This window comes from Paenibacillus sp. FSL W8-0439, assembly GCF_038008995.1.
GTDB lineage: Bacteria > Bacillota > Bacilli > Paenibacillales > Paenibacillaceae > Paenibacillus > Paenibacillus polymyxa.
This window is the reverse complement of the sequence record NZ_JBBPAK010000001.1, coordinates 3,772,228-3,788,847: the sequence shown is the minus strand read 5'-3', so window position 1 is coordinate 3,788,847 and position 16,620 is coordinate 3,772,228. Positions and strand designations below refer to the sequence as shown.

16 protein-coding genes and 1 other annotated feature are annotated in these 16,620 nt (G+C 46.6%); all 16 genes read left to right on the top strand.

What is annotated here, in order from left to right; translation table 11 throughout:
• The first annotated feature begins 62 nt into the window (after positions 1 to 62).
• The 16 genes from murB (at position 63) to ileS (ending at position 16,587) form a co-directional block, all read left to right on the top strand.
• Complete coding sequence (gene murB, locus MKX36_RS16195; protein ID WP_016821542.1) at positions 63 to 968, top strand: UDP-N-acetylmuramate dehydrogenase; 906 nt, start codon at positions 63 to 65, stop codon at positions 966 to 968.
• A complete protein-coding gene (gene murA / locus MKX36_RS16190) occupies positions 958 to 2,268 on the top strand; it encodes a UDP-N-acetylglucosamine 1-carboxyvinyltransferase (RefSeq protein WP_013372087.1) in 1,311 nt (436 codons plus the stop codon). The genes murB and murA overlap by 11 nt, the downstream gene beginning before the upstream one ends.
• A gap of 56 nt (positions 2,269 to 2,324) precedes the next feature.
• Positions 2,325 to 3,089: a cell division protein FtsQ/DivIB gene (locus tag MKX36_RS16185; protein ID WP_017428129.1), complete on the top strand. Its 765-nt coding sequence runs from the start codon at positions 2,325 to 2,327 to the stop codon at positions 3,087 to 3,089.
• Between the two features lie 199 nt (positions 3,090 to 3,288).
• Positions 3,289 to 4,560 (top strand): cell division protein FtsA, encoded by a 1,272-nt coding sequence (gene ftsA / locus MKX36_RS16180; RefSeq protein WP_016821540.1) that lies wholly within the window; start codon positions 3,289 to 3,291, stop codon positions 4,558 to 4,560.
• Between the two features lie 67 nt (positions 4,561 to 4,627).
• Positions 4,628 to 5,752, top strand: coding sequence for a cell division protein FtsZ (gene ftsZ, locus MKX36_RS16175; RefSeq protein ID WP_019688024.1), 1,125 nt, complete (start codon positions 4,628 to 4,630; stop codon positions 5,750 to 5,752).
• 191 nt (positions 5,753 to 5,943) lie between these two features.
• The gene (gene spoIIGA / locus MKX36_RS16170; RefSeq protein WP_090889359.1) at positions 5,944 to 6,930 is read left to right on the top strand and encodes a sigma-E processing peptidase SpoIIGA; all 987 of its coding nucleotides are present in this window, start codon (positions 5,944 to 5,946) and stop codon (positions 6,928 to 6,930) included.
• A gap of 105 nt (positions 6,931 to 7,035) precedes the next feature.
• Complete coding sequence (sigE, locus tag MKX36_RS16165; RefSeq protein WP_290409427.1) at positions 7,036 to 7,776, top strand: RNA polymerase sporulation sigma factor SigE; 741 nt, start codon at positions 7,036 to 7,038, stop codon at positions 7,774 to 7,776.
• 96 nt (positions 7,777 to 7,872) lie between these two features.
• Positions 7,873 to 8,655 carry an RNA polymerase sporulation sigma factor SigG gene (sigG, locus tag MKX36_RS16160; RefSeq protein WP_013372080.1) on the top strand — a complete coding sequence of 261 codons (783 nt, stop codon included), beginning with the start codon at positions 7,873 to 7,875 and terminating at the stop codon, positions 8,653 to 8,655.
• 112 nt (positions 8,656 to 8,767) lie between these two features.
• Positions 8,768 to 9,112: a YlmC/YmxH family sporulation protein gene (locus MKX36_RS16155; RefSeq protein WP_173426158.1), complete on the top strand. Its 345-nt coding sequence runs from the start codon at positions 8,768 to 8,770 to the stop codon at positions 9,110 to 9,112.
• Positions 9,113 to 9,194: 82 nt separating this feature from the next.
• Entirely contained in the window at positions 9,195 to 10,079 is an 885-nt protein-coding gene (gene pgeF, locus MKX36_RS16150; RefSeq protein WP_318301148.1) for a peptidoglycan editing factor PgeF, read from the top strand.
• Positions 10,080 to 10,087: 8 nt separating this feature from the next.
• Positions 10,088 to 10,789, top strand: a complete 702-nt coding sequence (locus MKX36_RS16145; RefSeq protein ID WP_017428126.1) for a YggS family pyridoxal phosphate-dependent enzyme — start codon at positions 10,088 to 10,090, stop codon at positions 10,787 to 10,789.
• On the top strand, positions 10,780 to 11,232 hold the full coding sequence (locus MKX36_RS16140) for a cell division protein SepF (protein WP_013372076.1): 453 nt from the start codon (positions 10,780 to 10,782) through the stop codon (positions 11,230 to 11,232). The genes MKX36_RS16145 and MKX36_RS16140 overlap by 10 nt, the downstream gene beginning before the upstream one ends.
• A gap of 7 nt (positions 11,233 to 11,239) precedes the next feature.
• Positions 11,240 to 11,497: a YggT family protein gene (locus tag MKX36_RS16135; RefSeq protein WP_013372075.1), complete on the top strand. Its 258-nt coding sequence runs from the start codon at positions 11,240 to 11,242 to the stop codon at positions 11,495 to 11,497.
• Between the two features lie 8 nt (positions 11,498 to 11,505).
• Positions 11,506 to 12,288 carry a YlmH family RNA-binding protein gene (locus MKX36_RS16130; protein ID WP_017428125.1) on the top strand — a complete coding sequence of 261 codons (783 nt, stop codon included), beginning with the start codon at positions 11,506 to 11,508 and terminating at the stop codon, positions 12,286 to 12,288.
• 172 nt (positions 12,289 to 12,460) lie between these two features.
• Positions 12,461 to 12,970, top strand: coding sequence for a DivIVA domain-containing protein (locus tag MKX36_RS16125; protein ID WP_013311075.1), 510 nt, complete (start codon positions 12,461 to 12,463; stop codon positions 12,968 to 12,970).
• Positions 12,971 to 13,140: 170 nt separating this feature from the next.
• Positions 13,141 to 13,419: a binding site (T-box leader), on the top strand.
• Between the two features lie 78 nt (positions 13,420 to 13,497).
• Complete coding sequence (gene ileS, locus MKX36_RS16120) at positions 13,498 to 16,587, top strand: isoleucine--tRNA ligase (protein WP_016821534.1); 3,090 nt, start codon at positions 13,498 to 13,500, stop codon at positions 16,585 to 16,587.
• Positions 16,588 to 16,620: the final 33 nt, after the last annotated feature.

The window sequence follows — 16,620 nt, the reverse complement described above, 5'->3', positions numbered from 1 at the left end:
GCCGGTTGTTAGGTGAGAGCCTTATAACGATGCGGGGCAAGCAACAAGGAGGTTTCAGTACAATGCAGCAATGGATGCCATTATTAGCGGAGCATGATATCGGAAAAGTGCTGGAGCATGAGCCGCTGTCCAAATATACGACCTGGAAGATCGGAGGCCCTGCCGATGCTCTTGTGATCCCGGATACCAAAGAGCAGTTGGCAAGGATTTTGAAGCTGGCTAGCGAGCACGGAATTCCCTGGATGCAGTTGGGGCGGGGCTCCAACATGCTCGTCTCTGACAAAGGGATTCGGGGACTGGTGATCAAGCTTGGACCAGGATTTGATTATGTTCGTTTTGAGGATGAACAGATCGTTGCTGGTGGAGGCGTTTCACTGGTTAAACTATGTGTTATGGCTAGCAAGCAGGGGCTGTCAGGCCTTGAGTTTGCTGGTGGTATTCCAGGATCGGTCGGTGGGGCTGTCTACATGAACGCCGGTGCCCACGGGTCTGATGTGTCACGAATATTCCAGTCCGCTGAGATTGTGCTGGATACAGGGGAATTGGCTGTGTACAATGCCGAGGATATGCACTTTAGCTATCGTCACTCCGTGCTGCATGAGCAACGTGGAATGGTGACAGAGGCAGTGTTCCAGATGAAGCGGGGGGACCGAGAGGAAATCTCAACAGCGCTTGCGGCTTTTAAAGACCGCCGTAGGTTGACCCAGCCGCTACAGTTAGCTTGTGCAGGAAGCGTGTTCCGTAATCCACCAGGAGACTATGCTGCCCGGCTTATTGAAAGCGCAGGTCTCAAAGGTTTGAAGGCGGGAGGCGCTGAGGTATCAGTACAGCATGCTAATTTCATTGTAAATACCGGTCAAGCAACAGCAGAGGACGTGCTTACCCTAATGAAGCATATTCAAAGTACAATATCATCTCAAACCGGCATCAAGCTAATTCCGGAGGTTTTCGTAGTGGGTGAGCGGTAAACTCGGAGGTGATACATTGGACAAATTGGTGATTGAGGGAGGCCGTCCCCTGTCAGGCACCATACGTATCCATGGGGCAAAAAATGCGGCACTACCTATTCTTGCAGCAAGTTTGCTTGCACAAGGTAAGGTGGAAATTCGGAATGTCCCCCATCTTTTAGACATTAAGGTCATGCTGCACATCCTAGAAAGACTTGGTTGCACATGCCGACATGAAGAGGAAACGGTATATGTGGATACATCGTCCGTCCGAACGTTCCAAATTCCTGAGGATTTGATGAAGCAAATGCGGTCATCTATCTTTCTAATGGGACCGTTGCTCGCTAGATACGGAGAAGTTTCCATTTATCAGCCCGGAGGCTGCGCCATAGGCGAGCGCAAAATTGATCTTCACCTGGAGGGCTTAAAAGCTCTTGGCGCAGAGATCGAGGAGAAAGACGAGCAAATTACGTTTCGAGCCCGTAAGCTGATCGGCTCGGACATCCACATGGATTTTCCGAGCGTAGGCGCAACAGAAAATATTATGATGGCTGCCGCGCTGGCCGAAGGACGAACAACGATTACCAATGCAGCGAGGGAACCAGAGATTCAGGATCTTCAAAACTTTCTGAATGCCATGGGAGCCCATATTATCGGTGCTGGAACAGACACAATTACAATCACGGGGGTCAGTCAACTCAATCCTTGTACGTATGAGGTCATTCCTGACCGCATAGTAGCTGGAACGGTTATGATTGCAGCGGCAGCTACACGAGGTAGTGTGTCGTTGACACACTGCAATCCTTCCCACTTGTCTGCTCTGATTCACGTCCTCAGGCGGGCTGGTGTTCAAATTGGCATCTTGAATGATATAATGACCGTAAGTTGTATGAGTCGTCCCAAAGCAGTGGAGAGGATCGTTACCTCACCTTATCCGTCATTTCCGACGGATTTGCAATCTCAGGTCATGGTTTTGCTTTCTTTGGCGGACGGCTTCAGTGTGATGAAAGAGACTGTCTTCGAAAGCCGATTTAAGCATGTTGATGAACTGAATGTAATGGGTGCTGATATTACGGTCGATGCGAATGCTGCTTTTATAAGAGGGGTTTCTCGTCTGTACGGGGCTACAGTAGAGGCTACCGATCTGCGGGCAGGAGCTGCACTGGTTATAGCCGGTCTAGCCGCTCAAGGACGTACCATTGTCGAGCAGGTTCATCACATTGACAGAGGGTATGACCGGATCGAACGTCTTTTCCAGGGATTGGGTGCCCGAATGAGCCGTCAGTCTCCGGTGCCCGAGCAGCTGGATTTCGTAAATTAATGCCTATAATGTCCCTCCGTTAACGGGGGGACAAAGGGCTTTTGTGGAGAGAAGCTATGCCAAATGCTCAAATACCTGTTCTTAAAAAGAACAGAACGAAAAAAAGAACAAGCCGGAAGATTGCTATTCTTCTCATTTTGTTGTTTATTGTACTGCTCGCTGTTCTCTTTTTCCGTTCTTCGTTGAGTCAGGTTTCTGAAATTCGTTTTGATGGTAATGTATTTTCGACCCGGGAGCAACTTCTCAATCGAAGTGGTCTCGCTGTCGGAGATCAATATTTCGGAGTCAGTGCTTCCGACGTCTCTGAGAAGCTGCGGGAAATTCAGTCGATTCAGCAAGTCACAGTGGACAAGCAGTTTCCGGGCATCATTACGATTCACATTAAGGAGTTTGCTACAGTAGCTTACGAGTTGCAAAGTGACGGTAGCCTGCGTGCTATTCTAGCAAATGGGACAAGCGTGGGCGTAGGAAGCAGTGGGATAGCGGTTGAAAAGCCTATTTTGACTAAATGGAAATCAGATGATCCCTACAAAGCGAAGCTGTGTGATGCTTTATCACGCATTCCGGGAGAATGGACAGCTGATATTTCGGAAATCATTCCGGCGCCGATTCCTTCTTTTCCAGACCGTATAAAAATGTACACGCGTTCCCAGTTTGAGGTTATTACAACTGTTTCACTGTTGAACTCTAAAATCAGCTATCTGAACCAAGTGCTAGAAACAGAAGAGCCTGGTGTGATCACAATGCTGGAGGCGGATTCCTACGTTCCATTCAAACCCGATACGAGCGAAGAGGGCCAAGAAAAAGATACTACTCAGTGATGTGAAAAAATGCTAGAATTGATTTTATGGGTAATAGACTTGCCTCCTTCTTTTTTCTTCAAATTTTTATGTGACTGCAACCATAAATTGGCTTCTAAAAAATTTGTAGAAAAAAGAGGGAAAGCATGGAGTATGTTGAATATGTACAGAGTGTGTTTAAAGAACGAAATTCATTTTGGAGTCAGGAGGTGCCACAGACTTGAGCAACAATGACATCATTGTTAGTTTGGACATCGGTACATCCAAAGTTCGGGCTATTATTGGGGAAATGAATAATGGAACCTTTAATATTATTGGAGTTGGATCTGCCGACTCGGAAGGGATTCGCAAAGGTGCAATTGTAGACATTGATCAAACCGTGCAATCAATCCGTAACGCCGTGGATCACGCAGAACGCATGGTTGGTATTCAAATAACAGAAGTGTATGTGGGGATCTCAGGCAACCATATTGGTCTGCAAAATAGTCATGGCGTAGTAGCCGTGTCCAACGAGGACCGTGAAATCGGTGAGGAGGACATTGAACGTGTACTGAAGGCAGCAGAAGTAATTGCCGTACCACCGGAGAGAGAAATCATTGACGTGGTAGCCAAGCAGTATGTCGTGGATGGCCTTGAAGGAATTCAGGACCCTCGTGGTATGATCGGTGTTCGTCTCGAAGTAGAGGCTACGATTGTTACTGGAGGCAAAACCCCAATACATAATCTGTTGCGCTGCGTTGAGAAAGCTGGCCTGAGGATTAAAGATCTCGTCTTGTTGCCTCTCGGAGCTGGACAGTTGTCTCTTTCGAAGGATGAAAAGGTGATGGGTTCCGTGCTGGTGGATATTGGTGCAGGTTCTACGAATGTGGCCATTTTCCAGGAAGGAACGATTGTTGCCACATCAACACTCCCAATCGGCGGAGAATTTGTAACCAATGATATTGCCTACGGACTGAGAACCCTTACCGATCAAGCCGAAAAAGTTAAACTCAAATACGGCTGCGCTTGGTATGATGATGCAGCAGCCGATGTCGTCTTTAAAGTGACCCGTATCGGCAGTAATGTAGATAAGGAGTTCAACCAACAGGATTTGGCTGCTATTATTGAGCCGAGAGTACAGGAAATTTTTCAACTCATTCAGGCGGAAGTTAAGCGCTTGGGTTACACAGAGCTTCCGGGGGGTTATATACTTACCGGAGGCACCGTCTCCATGCCTGGTGTACTTCAGGTGGCACAAAGCGAACTGGCCGCTTCCGTAAGGATCGCTGTACCTGATTTTATCGGTGTAAGGGATCCGGGATACACGAGCGGAGTTGGTATCTTGCATAATGCTATTCGTTACTATCGCGGGAGATCGACTAGTGTTAGCAACAGTGGCGGTAGTACCAAGAAGCCGACTAACCGAACCAAGAGCAGCAGTCCCGTTGCGGAAGGCGAGCAGAAGCAGGGGTTGATTGAACGCTTAAAAAATATGTTCAGTGAATTTATATAACGTTCATTGCTAATTATGCCAATCATGGACGGGCCATCCATGCACATTGAGGGGGAGATGGAATAGTATGTTGGAATTTGATTTTGAAATGGAGAGCTTGGCTCAAATTAAAGTGATCGGCGTCGGAGGCGGCGGCAGCAATGCAGTTAACCGAATGATCGAAAATGGAGTTCAGGGTGTAGAGTTCATTACTGTCAATACAGATGCCCAGGCGCTTCACTTGGCGAAGTCTGAGCATAAGCTTCAAATTGGCGATAAGCTGACTCGTGGTTTGGGTGCCGGGGCTAACCCTGACGTGGGTAAAAAAGCGGCTGAAGAGTCGCGTGAGCTCATTATGAATACGCTCAAAGGCGCGGATATGGTATTCGTAACTGCGGGAATGGGTGGCGGTACAGGAACCGGAGCGGCCCCTGTCATTGCTGAAATTGCTAAGGAGTGCGGTGCGCTGACTGTAGGCGTGGTAACCCGACCATTCACATTTGAAGGGCGTAAACGCTCCAATCAAGCTGAACTTGGCATTGAGGGATTGAAAGAAAAAGTAGATACCTTGATTGTAATCCCGAATGATCGCTTGCTTGAGATTGTGGATAAGAAAACCCCAATGCTGGAAGCATTCCGTGAAGCAGATAATGTTCTACGTCAGGCCGTACAAGGTATTTCGGATTTGATCGCTGTACCGGGTCTGATCAATCTTGACTTCGCTGACGTAAAAACGATCATGACGGAGCGTGGTTCCGCGTTGATGGGGATTGGCGAAGCGACGGGTGAAAATCGTGCGGCTGAAGCAGCGCGCAAGGCTATCATGAGTCCGTTGCTAGAGACATCCATAGAAGGTGCGCGTGGTGTCATTATGAACATCACTGGCGGCACCAATTTGTCTCTATACGAAGTCAATGAGGCGGCTGAAATTGTAACATCAGCTTCCGATCCGGAAGTGAACATGATTTTCGGTGCTATCATTGATGAAGACTTGAAAGAAGAGATTAAGGTTACCGTGATCGCCACTGGTTTTGAAGGTAAGCCGAGCCAACCAGCACCGGGACGTAGACCAGCAGCTAACCCAGCGGCTTCCGAAGCAACGGAAAAGTCCTCTCCTAACTTGCGTCCATTCGGTAACTCTCAAAGCAGTGACCAATTGGATATTCCGACATTCTTACGTAACCGTTCACGCAATAATAATAACGATAACTAGTTTATATCTAGACAGCCCGCATCCTCCTTGGAGATGCGGGCTTCTTTCTGTTTTCTCCGCATCCCGCACGGCCAGTGCTTCTCCTCTTTCCGACAAAATTAGTCGGACACCGTCCCCACCGTTAGACAGACTTTGAACCATATGACTACTATACTTAAGCCTATCCTGCAAAATGCTGGGCGGGTGAATCCTTGGTTGTTTATATCGATTTAATTTTCTTGGCCAATTTGTTCATTGATGCTGTGTTGCTAATGGCCACCGCCTGGATGAGAAAGATTCGTCCAGTGTGGTGGCGATTGATGACTTCAGCTGGAATTGGCGCAATGTACGTAGTCATGATGTTTGTGCCGGAACTGTCATTTTTATTTACGTTTCTAATTAAGCTGGCCTTATCGGTCATCATGCTGCTGGTGGCCTTTGGTTTTGGCAGCATGCAAAAGTATCTTCGTACAATGGGTGCCTTTTACATGATCAATTTTGTAGCAGCAGGTGGCATTTTGGGGATGCATTATTTTCTCCAAAATACGGGGGAATTGTTTAATGGCATCTGGTATACCGCAACAGGTGGAATGTCTTTTGAATTGAAAATCGCATTCTGGTTTATTTTATGCGCATTTGGCGGAGTGATGCTTTTCTTTCGTATTGTGCAGTCCTCGAAGCAGCGCACAGAAAGGATGAGTGGCTTTTTGGGGCAAGTACAGGTGTGGATTGGGCAGGATCATATTGAGTGTACAGGCTTGTTGGATACAGGTAACCAACTGCATGATCCTTTGACCCGAACCCCAGTAATGGTGATGGAGGCGGCTTTGTGGGAATCGTATTTACCCGCTTCCTGGCTCCAAAAATGTTCTGAGGGTAATGCTGATCAACTAGTGATGGATCTGGGGGAGGAACCGTTCAACTGGCAGGATCGTGTTCGTCTCGTTCCCTATCGTGGAATTAACAAAAGTCATTCCTTTATGCTCGCACTCAAACCAGATCGAGTAGAGGTGGTGATGAATGGGATTCATTTTGTACATCATCGAGTGCTGATTGGCTTGGACGGGGGAAAGTTGTCGGCAGAGGGCAAATACCGTGCCATCATCCATCCAGATGTGACGGCACACGAAGAGGGGGGTGCTGATTCAAGCTTGAAACGAGAAGCATATGCTAGTGATCATTTTACAGAATCAGGATAATGGAGAAGAGTACAGGACAAGGTTTAAAGACGAGGAGAAACATTCGATGCTGAAATTGGACGGAGCCAGTAAGACTTGTACTATTTCCAAAAGGGGGAGAATGATATGAGGAAACAAATGAATTTAAAGATGAAATTTAGGCTAGCATGGCAACTGCAATATTATCGTATTTTATTTTTATTCGGGCTGAAAAGTGAAGAAATTTATTATATTGGCGGTAGCGAGGCGCTCCCCCCTCCATTAACAAGAGACGAGGAAGAGTATTTGCTTGGAAAGCTTTCTTCTGGAGATGCGGCAGTAAGGTCGATGCTAATTGAGAGAAACTTGCGGTTAGTCGTGTATATCGCCCGTAAATTTGAAAATACGGGAATCAACATTGAGGATCTCGTATCCATCGGTGCTATTGGGCTGATTAAAGCGGTGAACACTTTTGATCCAGAGAAGAAAATCAAACTTGCCACCTATGCATCTCGATGCATTGAAAATGAGATTTTAATGTATTTGCGTCGTAATAGCAAAACGAGAACGGAAGTTTCTTTTGATGAGCCTCTGAATATCGATTGGGATGGTAATGAGTTGTTGCTTTCCGATGTGATGGGCACGGAAAATGATACCATTTACCGTAATATTGAGGAGCAAGTAGATCGTAAATTATTGCATAAGGCACTGGATAAGTTGACGGATCGAGAGCGTTTGATTATGGAACTGCGCTTCGGCTTACAAGACGGAGAAGAAAAGACACAGAAGGATGTTGCTGACCTGCTGGGTATATCGCAATCGTATATTTCGCGTCTGGAAAAACGAATTATAAAGCGCTTACGAAAAGAATTCAATAAAATGGTATAATGCTTGGGGATATCCGGAAGCGATGGAAACGGCGAATAAAAAAATGCCCTCAGGAGATAATGTACATTAATGTTGCTCCTTGGGAGGTAAGACACGATGACCCGAAACAAAGTGGAAATTTGCGGTGTGGATACCGCCAAACTGCCGGTATTAACCAATGCAGAGATGCGCGAGCTGTTCACATCACTTCAGCAAAATAATGAACGATCAGCCAGAGAAAAATTGGTCAACGGCAATCTCCGGCTCGTCCTGAGTGTGATTCAGCGTTTTAACAATCGGGGGGAGTTTGTGGACGATTTGTTCCAGGTAGGATGCATCGGCCTGATGAAGGCGATTGATAATTTTGACCTTTCGCAAAACGTAAAGTTCTCCACTTATGCGGTGCCGATGATCATCGGAGAGATCCGCCGTTATTTGCGGGATAACAATCCGATCCGTGTGTCCCGTTCGTTGCGGGATATTGCATATAAGGCGCTTCAGGTGCGGGACAGTCTGACAAATCTGAACTCGCGGGAACCAACGATTTTTGAAATATCAGAGGTGCTGAACGTGCCTAAAGAAGATGTTGTGTTCGCATTGGATGCGATTCAGGATCCAGTTTCGCTGTTCGAGCCGATATATCACGACGGGGGCGACCCAATCTATGTGATGGATCAGATCAGTGATGACAGAAATAAAGACGTCTCATGGATTGAGGAAATCGCTCTCCGGGAAGCGATGCATCGCCTGGGCCAGCGTGAAAAGATGATATTGTCTATGCGTTTTTATGAAGGAAAGACGCAAATGGAGGTTGCCGACGAAATCGGTATCTCTCAAGCCCAGGTTTCGAGATTAGAGAAGTCGGCTATACAGCAAATGCAAAAACATGTAAAGTCCTAATGAAATGAATGCTTGAATGATTCAGTGATAAAAACGATCCCGTGCGGATCGTTTTTGCGTTTGCAGGACATTTTTTGGGCTCTCCCACTCATATAGTGAAATAAAGGATGTGATGCGTGTGAATGCACCGGAAACGTCAGTAAGAGCCATGAAAATTTCCGAGTTTCAAACCAAGGATGTCATTAACATTGTAGATGGACGACGTCTAGGACAAATCAGTGATCTGGAGATTGACGTACGACAAGGGAAAATTGAAGCTATTGTGGTTCCGGGCAGCAGCCGATTCATGGGTTGGTTTGGAGGGGGAAGCGAATTGGTTATTCCGTGGCGCAACATTGTGAAAATTGGTTCGGATGTTGTGCTTGTTCGACTGGAGGGATTGCATGAGCCGCCGGATGAGAGGGAGGAAAAGTCTTATATCGAACGTCAGGAGCGGAATGACCGACGGGGCTTTTGAACAGCAGGTACACGTAATTTAGTATGTTGTGAAGACACAGCGGCGGCTTTTTGGTACACTGGGCAGTAGAGGTGAGAACGAAATGGAACCGTTTATAGTGAATACCGAGGCTAGAGGGACTACGCCCATGCAAGATGGCGGACGTCCCGTGCCAGAGTTGTTATATATCCAATCTTGGGAGCGGCAGGTTCAGGGATTAACAGTGGGGTTTACAGGGCGTCATGGCGGTGTCAGCGAAGCGCCATACGACAGTTTGAACTGTGCGTTTCATGTAGGCGATGACCCCGTGAAAGTCATTCGCAATCGCCGACTGATTGCTGAGCAGCTTGGTTTTGCTGCTGAAGCGTGGACGTGCGGCGAGCAGGTCCACGGTAATCATGTTGCTGCTGTCCAGGCTACCGATCGTGGGCGAGGCTTTATGGATCGTGCCTCAGCTTTTCAGGACACAGATGGACTTGTGACGAATATACCAGGCATTTTGCTGACGTCCTTTTATGCGGACTGTGTACCCTTATATTTTTGTGATCCCGTGCATCGTGTGATTGGATTGGCGCATGCAGGCTGGAAGGGAACAGTTGCGGAGATTGTGTTGAAAATGGTACAGACCATGCAAACTGAATATGGATCTCAGCCGTCCGATATACTAGCAGCTATTGGTCCTTCTATTGGTCCTGAATCCTATGAGGTAGATGAGCATGTGATGAATCAAATCCGGGTTTTAGAGCATGATTGCCCGGGTAATGATAAATGGGAAGGTTCTGTTTATTTCCCCTTAACTGGTGGAAAAACACTACTCGACTTGAAACAATGCAATCGACACATTATGATGAAAGCAGGAATATTGCCGAGCCATATCGAATGTACTACCTTGTGCACGAGTAGCCGCAGCGATTTATTTTTTTCATATCGCAAGGAAGGCGGCGTTACAGGAAGAATGGCGAGTTGGATTGGTCTGGAAGAGAGGTGAGTCCTCCCGTGTCTTTGGAGGAACGAATTAAAGAAGTTAACGCCCGTATCGAAGCGGCATGTGCCCGTAGCGGACGTTCGCGTGATGAAGTAAATGTGATCGCTGTCACGAAATATGTTTCGGCGGCGGCAATGGCATCCGTATTGGATAACGACTTGGAGCATGTGGGCGAAAATCGCTGGCAGGATGCTGCGGATAAATGGAGCAAGTTGGGTGATCGGGGAACGTGGCATTTTATTGGTCATCTCCAAACGAATAAGGTTAAAGATGTAATTGGAAAATTTAAATTTATACATTCGCTTGATCGCTTATCGCTTGCTCAGGAATTGGACAAGAAGGCAGCCGCTTTGGGACTGCGAGTCAAAGCTTTTGTGCAAGTCAATATTTCTGGGGAAATTTCAAAATACGGCTTATCCTCCGAGGCAGTTGCCCCTTTCCTAGAACAAATTCGCGAGTTGGAACATGTGGATGTAATCGGCCTGATGACCATGGCTCCTCATGAGGAAAACCCAGAACATACTCGACCTGTGTTTCGGGGATTACGTGAACTGCGTGATCGGTTAAATGGACAAGCTTTGACTAGAGAACCTATCGTTCACTTGTCTATGGGGATGTCCAATGATTTTGAAGTGGCGGTTGAAGAAGGAGCGACTTGGTTGCGGCTTGGTTCCGTACTGGTCGGACGAGAGGAGGATTTTCAGTGGGCGTAATGAATAAGTTCATGAACTTTCTGGGCCTTCAGGAAGAAGAGGAAGTTATAGAGCGAGAGGTTATGAATACGCCGGAAGATCAAGAAATTGAAACCCCAAGCTTTGATAAACGTAAGAACCAGAAGGGCACGAATGTTGTCAGCATCCATTCACAAAAAAATGTGAAAGTTGTTCTCTATGAGCCGCGTTCTTACGATGAAGCACAGGAAATCGCCGACCATATCCGTTCCCACCGCACCGTCGTGGTTAACTTGCAACGAATTCGCAAGGATCAGGCGCTACGCATCATTGATTTTTTGAGTGGAACTGTGTATGCACTGAGTGGCGGCATTTCGAAGGTCGGTAACAATATTTTTCTGTGCACACCGGATACGGTTGAAATTCAAGGCTCCATTACGGAGATACTGGCTGACACTGAACAAGAACTTAACAGAATGAGGTGAGCTTTTCTTGATCGAGGTAATTTACTGGCTATTTCAGATTTATTCGTACATGATCATTGCATATGTCCTGCTGTCATGGCTTCCTAATGCCAGAGAGAGTGTGATCGGTGATTTACTTGCCAGGTTTGTGGAGCCATATTTGTCTCCTTTCCGCAGGTTTATACCGCCAATCTTCGGGATGATTGATATTTCACCTATCGTAGCGTTGATTGCTCTGCGTTTTGCATCGTACGGTTTGATTTCTTTAATCGGCAATTTCGTCTAGGAGGATTTATGCGGACTGAGATTTATGAGCATTTTCACCCGGATGAACGGGATTATGTGGATCGTGCTTCCGAATGGATCAGTCATGCGGGAGCTTATCATGAGCAGAAGCTGACTGATTTTTTGGATCCGCGGCAACAGTACATATTGGAGACACTTGCTTCGAAGGAAGACAAGGTCACGATTAGGGTAGATGGCGGATACATGGCTTCGGAACGAAAGCGGGCGCTGATTGCGCCCGATTATTCGTATTTGGACGATGAGGAAATGGGAATTCAGGTCCTTTCCATCACTTCTGATGATCATAAAATCAATACCCTTGAGCACGGTGATTATCTAGGTGCCATTTTGGGGCTTGGAATCAAGCGTGGCAAAATCGGCGACATTCACGTGCTGGATGATGGGTGTCATGTATTGGTGGCGTCAGAGATCGGAGATTTTATGACCATGCATTTGCAGCAGGTACATCGTGTTCATGTATGGACAGAACTGTTGCCAGTAGCAAGTCTCCGAACGAAGGAAGTCGCATTAGAGGCGATGGATCTGACGGTGGCTTCTTTGCGCCTGGACGGGATTGCTAGTGACGTCTACAAATTGAGCCGCAGTAAAATATTAACACCGATTCGAGCGGGACGATGTCGGGTAAACTGGAAGGTGGAGGAGAATCCATCGACTTCACTTAAAGTTGGAGATGTTATTTCCATGCAGGGATTTGGGCGTTTTAAAGTGCTTGAAACAGACGGGATGACAAAAAAGGGTAGATTCCGTGTCAAAATTGGTAAGTTTGTATAGCTGAAGGCAGGATTCATGAGATTTCTGTCGAAAGAATTAACCTATAGCGTTGAACTGGAACGATTTTGCTCTGTACAGTATTCACAAAACGGGGTATGATGACCGATAGATGATATTGAGCGTCGTGACGCGGAAAATGAATTTTTTGTCAATCTTATAGGAGGTGGACGGCATGCCATTAACGCCATTGGATATACATAATAAGGAATTTGCCCGCCGGCTTCGCGGTTATGACGAGGATCAGGTTAATGAATTTTTGGATCAGGTGATCAAGGACTACGAGGGCGTTATCCGTGAAAATAAAGAATTGAGCACCCAGTTGTTGAACGTACAGGAGAAGCTCGATCATTTCGCGACGATTGAGGATACACTGAGTAAGACAATTATTGTCGCGCAGGAAGCAGCTGATGAAGTTCGCAACAACGCCAAGAAAGAATCTCAACTGATCGTGAAGGAAGCGGAAAAAAATGCGGATCGTATTGTGAACGAAGCATTGTCCAAATCCCGTAAAATCGCGTTGGAGGTTGAAGAGCTGAAGAAACAGGCTTCAATTTACCGAGCACGGTTTCGTACATTGGTGGAAGCGCAGCTCGACTTGTTAAGCCAAGATGGCTGGGAAGCACTTGAAAACCGGGAACGCGAAGTGCTGGAGCGCGAGCGTGAAATGAAAGAAATTTACTAATTTTGATTTCTGACAAGCTTTTATTAGGTCTTGTTAGGGTTGACTTTTATCTTTAAACAGGCTATAACTGTAAATACTATACTGAATTCAACGATTATCCGTCTATTGGTTGATGGTTGTTATTCATGGCAATGATGTTGCTGATTTAAGATTTCGATGAATTTAACATGTTTAATTCGTTGATGGGAACGAGTACGTCATGATTTGTCCCTCAGAGAGTTGGCCTACCGGTGCAAGCCAACGTTCAGAACATGACTGAAGATCCTCCCGGAGAAGTGAGCTGAAGCGCTTAAACTTGGGGCGTGTGTAAGCGATCACCGTTTGCCATGCGTTATAATGGCGCCCTGCTGAAGTAGAGTAGGGCTCAGAGAGTCGTGACAAGATCGTCTTTTTAGATTGGTCTATTTACGGAATCAGGGTGGTAACGCGAGCACAGTCTCGTCCCTTTTACAGGGATGGGGCTTTTTTTGTTGCTTTTTTAAGTGCGCTAGAACAATCAATGATGAGCAGAGAGGAAGTATAACGTTATGAACAGAGTGGATGTTAAAGAAAAAGCACGGTCACGTGACCTACGCATCCTGAGCAAATGGAAACAGGAGGACACATTCCGTAAATCCATTACCAATCGTGAAGGAAAGCCCAATTTTGTGTTTTATGAGGGCCCACCAACAGCTAACGGCAAACCACACATCGGTCATGTGCTGGGTCGCGTAATTAAGGATTTCGTCGGCCGCTATCAGACTATGAAGGGATATCGTGTCGTACGAAAGGCGGGTTGGGATACGCATGGCCTGCCGGTGGAACTGGGTGTGCAAAAGCAACTGGGGATCTCCCACAAACCTGAAATTGAAGAATATGGTGTTGAGAAATTTATTAAAAAATGTAAAGCGAGCGTGTTTGAATACGAGCAGCAATGGCGCGATTTAACCGAAGCGATCGGATACTGGACAGACCTTGATCACCCGTACATTACCTTGGACAATAACTATATCGAGAGCGTATGGAACATTTTGGCGACGATTCATGAGAAAGACCTGCTGTATCGTGGTCATCGTGTGAGTCCGTATTGCCCGGATTGTCAGACGACGCTAAGTTCCCATGAAGTAGCACAGGGCTACAAAGATGTAAAGGATCTGAGTGCCACGGCCAAATTCAAGCTGCATAGCAGTGGTGAATATGTACTGGCCTGGACGACAACACCTTGGACCTTGCCGAGCCACGTGGCGCTCGCTGTCAACCCTGAGCTGGAATACGCACGTGTGAAGCAAGAAGATGGTGTATACATCGTTGCTAAAAATCTGGTTGAGACCGTAATTAAAGGTGATCATGAAGTGATTGGCACACTATCGGGTTCTGAACTGGTAGGCCAAACCTATACCCCGCCATTTACTTATTTTCAGGTGGAAAAGGGTAACCAAATTCTGGGTGCGAAGTTCGTAACAGACTCCAGCGGTACAGGTATCGTTCATATGGCTCCGGCACATGGTGAGGATGACTATCGCGTATGTCGTGAAAATGGTGTTGGGTTTATCAACGTAGTGGATCTTCAAGGTAACTATGTAGCTGAAATCACTGATTTTGCAGGCCGTTTTGTGAAAGATTGCGATGTAGATATTGTGAAAATGCTATCCGAAAAAGGTTTGCTGTACAGCAAGGAAAAATACGAGCATAGCTATCCGTTCTGCTGGCGCTGCGATACTCCATTACTGTACTATGCTATGGACAGCTGGTTTATCAAAACAACTGCGATCAAGGATCAACTGATTGCCAACAACAGCGAAGTTGAATGGTACCCAGGTCATGTACGCGAAGGACGCTTTGGCAAGTTTTTGGAGGAACTGGTGGACTGGAACATCAGTCGTGATCGCTATTGGGGTACACCGCTTAATATCTGGGTTTGTGAGGAAACTGGAGAACAGTTCGCACCCCACAGTATTGCTGAGTTGAGAGAACGTGCGATTGGGGACGTGCCGGCGGATATCGAGCTACACAAACCATATGTAGATGATATCAAGGTTCGTAGCCAATGCGGTAAATACGAAATGACTCGCACACCGGAAGTCATCGACGTATGGTTCGATAGCGGTTCTATGCCGTTTGCACAGCATCATTATCCTTTTGAGAATAATGAAACGTTCGAGCAGCAATTTCCAGCAGATATGATCTGTGAAGGGATTGACCAGACTCGTGGCTGGTTCTATAGCTTGCTTGCGGTTTCGACTATGCTGACTGGCAAAGCTCCTTACAAAGCTGTCATGGCAACAGGCCATGTACTGGATGAGCAGGGTCAGAAAATGTCCAAATCGAAGGGCAATGTTATCGATCCGTGGGAAGTAATTGACGAGTACGGTACAGACGCTTTCCGCTGGGCATTGCTCTCCGATAGCGCACCATGGAATAGCAAACGTTTTTCCAAAGGCATCGTAGGCGAAGCTAAATCGAAGCTGGTAGATACGCTTGTCAATACACACGCATTTCTGACCTTGTATGCAGATATTGACGGATTTGATCCGGCACAGCATCCGTTCAAGCCATCGGCACACAAATTGGATCGCTGGATTTTGTCCCGTCTGAACAGCTTAATTTTGGTTGTGGACAAAGCATTGTCTGTCAATGACTTCCTGAACTCTGCCAAAGCGATTGAGTCGTTTGTGGATGAACTGAGTAACTGGTATATCCGTCGTTCACGTGATCGATTCTGGGGTAACGGGCTTACAGAAGATAAGCTGGATGCGTACCGCACACTGACGGAGGTGCTGTTAACGACGGCGAAGCTGCTTGCACCGTTCACACCGCTGCTTGCTGAGGATATTTACCTCAACCTGAGCAATGGGGAAAGTGTTCATCTGGATGACTATCCGTCTGCCAATGAATCCTTAATTGATCTGGAACTGGAGCGAGATATGGAAACGGCACGTCGTGTCGTTGAATTAGCACGTAATGTCCGTAACGAAACGGGTTTGAAAACACGTCAACCGTTGTCTGAGTTGATTCTGTCTATGGATCAGGATTTTGACCTGGGTGGCTATGAGGAAATCATCAAAGATGAGATCAATGTGAAGCATATTCATGTTGAGACGGACGATAGCGGATTTGTAGATTTTACATTGAAGCTGAATTTGAAAGTGGCAGGCAAGAAATACGGCAAAAATGTCGGATTCCTACAAAATCTTTTCAAGGGAATGTCTGCTGAAGAAACTCGTTCTGTTGTAGAAAAAGGGGTACTGAACGTGGCTTCTCCAGAAGGAGAAGAGTTGCAAGTTACAGCTGAGGAATTGCTGGTGGAGAAAAAAGCGAAAGAAGGCTTCGCTTCTGCTTCTGGCTATGGCTTAACGGTAGCGTTGAACACAGACATTACACCGGAGCTTGAGCAAGAGGGCTGGGTACGTGAAGTGGTTCGTGCGGTACAAGACTACCGCAAAAAGCTGGATCTGCCGATTGAAAAGTATGTAGCATTGACATTGGATGTAGACAACGATTTGCGTCAGGCGATCGAAAGCTTCGACTCTGTGTTGCGTGAGAACGTATTGGTAACCACGGTGACATTTGGTCAAGCCGAACCAGCGGAACATGTAGAAGTGAATGGCAAAACGATCGGCGTTCATATTGGAGAATAATTACAAGCCCCCTGTCCCATAATACAATAACAG

Coding starts and splice junctions, on each gene's coding strand:
- murB (WP_016821542.1), top strand. CDS start 63: ATGCAGCAATGGATGCCATTATTAGCGGAGCATGATATCGGAAAAGTG.
- MKX36_RS16185 (WP_017428129.1), top strand. CDS start 2,325: ATGCCAAATGCTCAAATACCTGTTCTTAAAAAGAACAGAACGAAAAAA.
- ftsZ (WP_019688024.1), top strand. CDS start 4,628: ATGTTGGAATTTGATTTTGAAATGGAGAGCTTGGCTCAAATTAAAGTG.
- sigE (WP_290409427.1), top strand. CDS start 7,036: ATGAGGAAACAAATGAATTTAAAGATGAAATTTAGGCTAGCATGGCAA.
- sigG (WP_013372080.1), top strand. CDS start 7,873: ATGACCCGAAACAAAGTGGAAATTTGCGGTGTGGATACCGCCAAACTG.
- MKX36_RS16155 (WP_173426158.1), top strand. CDS start 8,768: ATGCGTGTGAATGCACCGGAAACGTCAGTAAGAGCCATGAAAATTTCC.
- pgeF (WP_318301148.1), top strand. CDS start 9,195: ATGGAACCGTTTATAGTGAATACCGAGGCTAGAGGGACTACGCCCATG.
- MKX36_RS16130 (WP_017428125.1), top strand. CDS start 11,506: ATGCGGACTGAGATTTATGAGCATTTTCACCCGGATGAACGGGATTAT.
- MKX36_RS16125 (WP_013311075.1), top strand. CDS start 12,461: ATGCCATTAACGCCATTGGATATACATAATAAGGAATTTGCCCGCCGG.
- ileS (WP_016821534.1), top strand. CDS start 13,498: ATGAACAGAGTGGATGTTAAAGAAAAAGCACGGTCACGTGACCTACGC.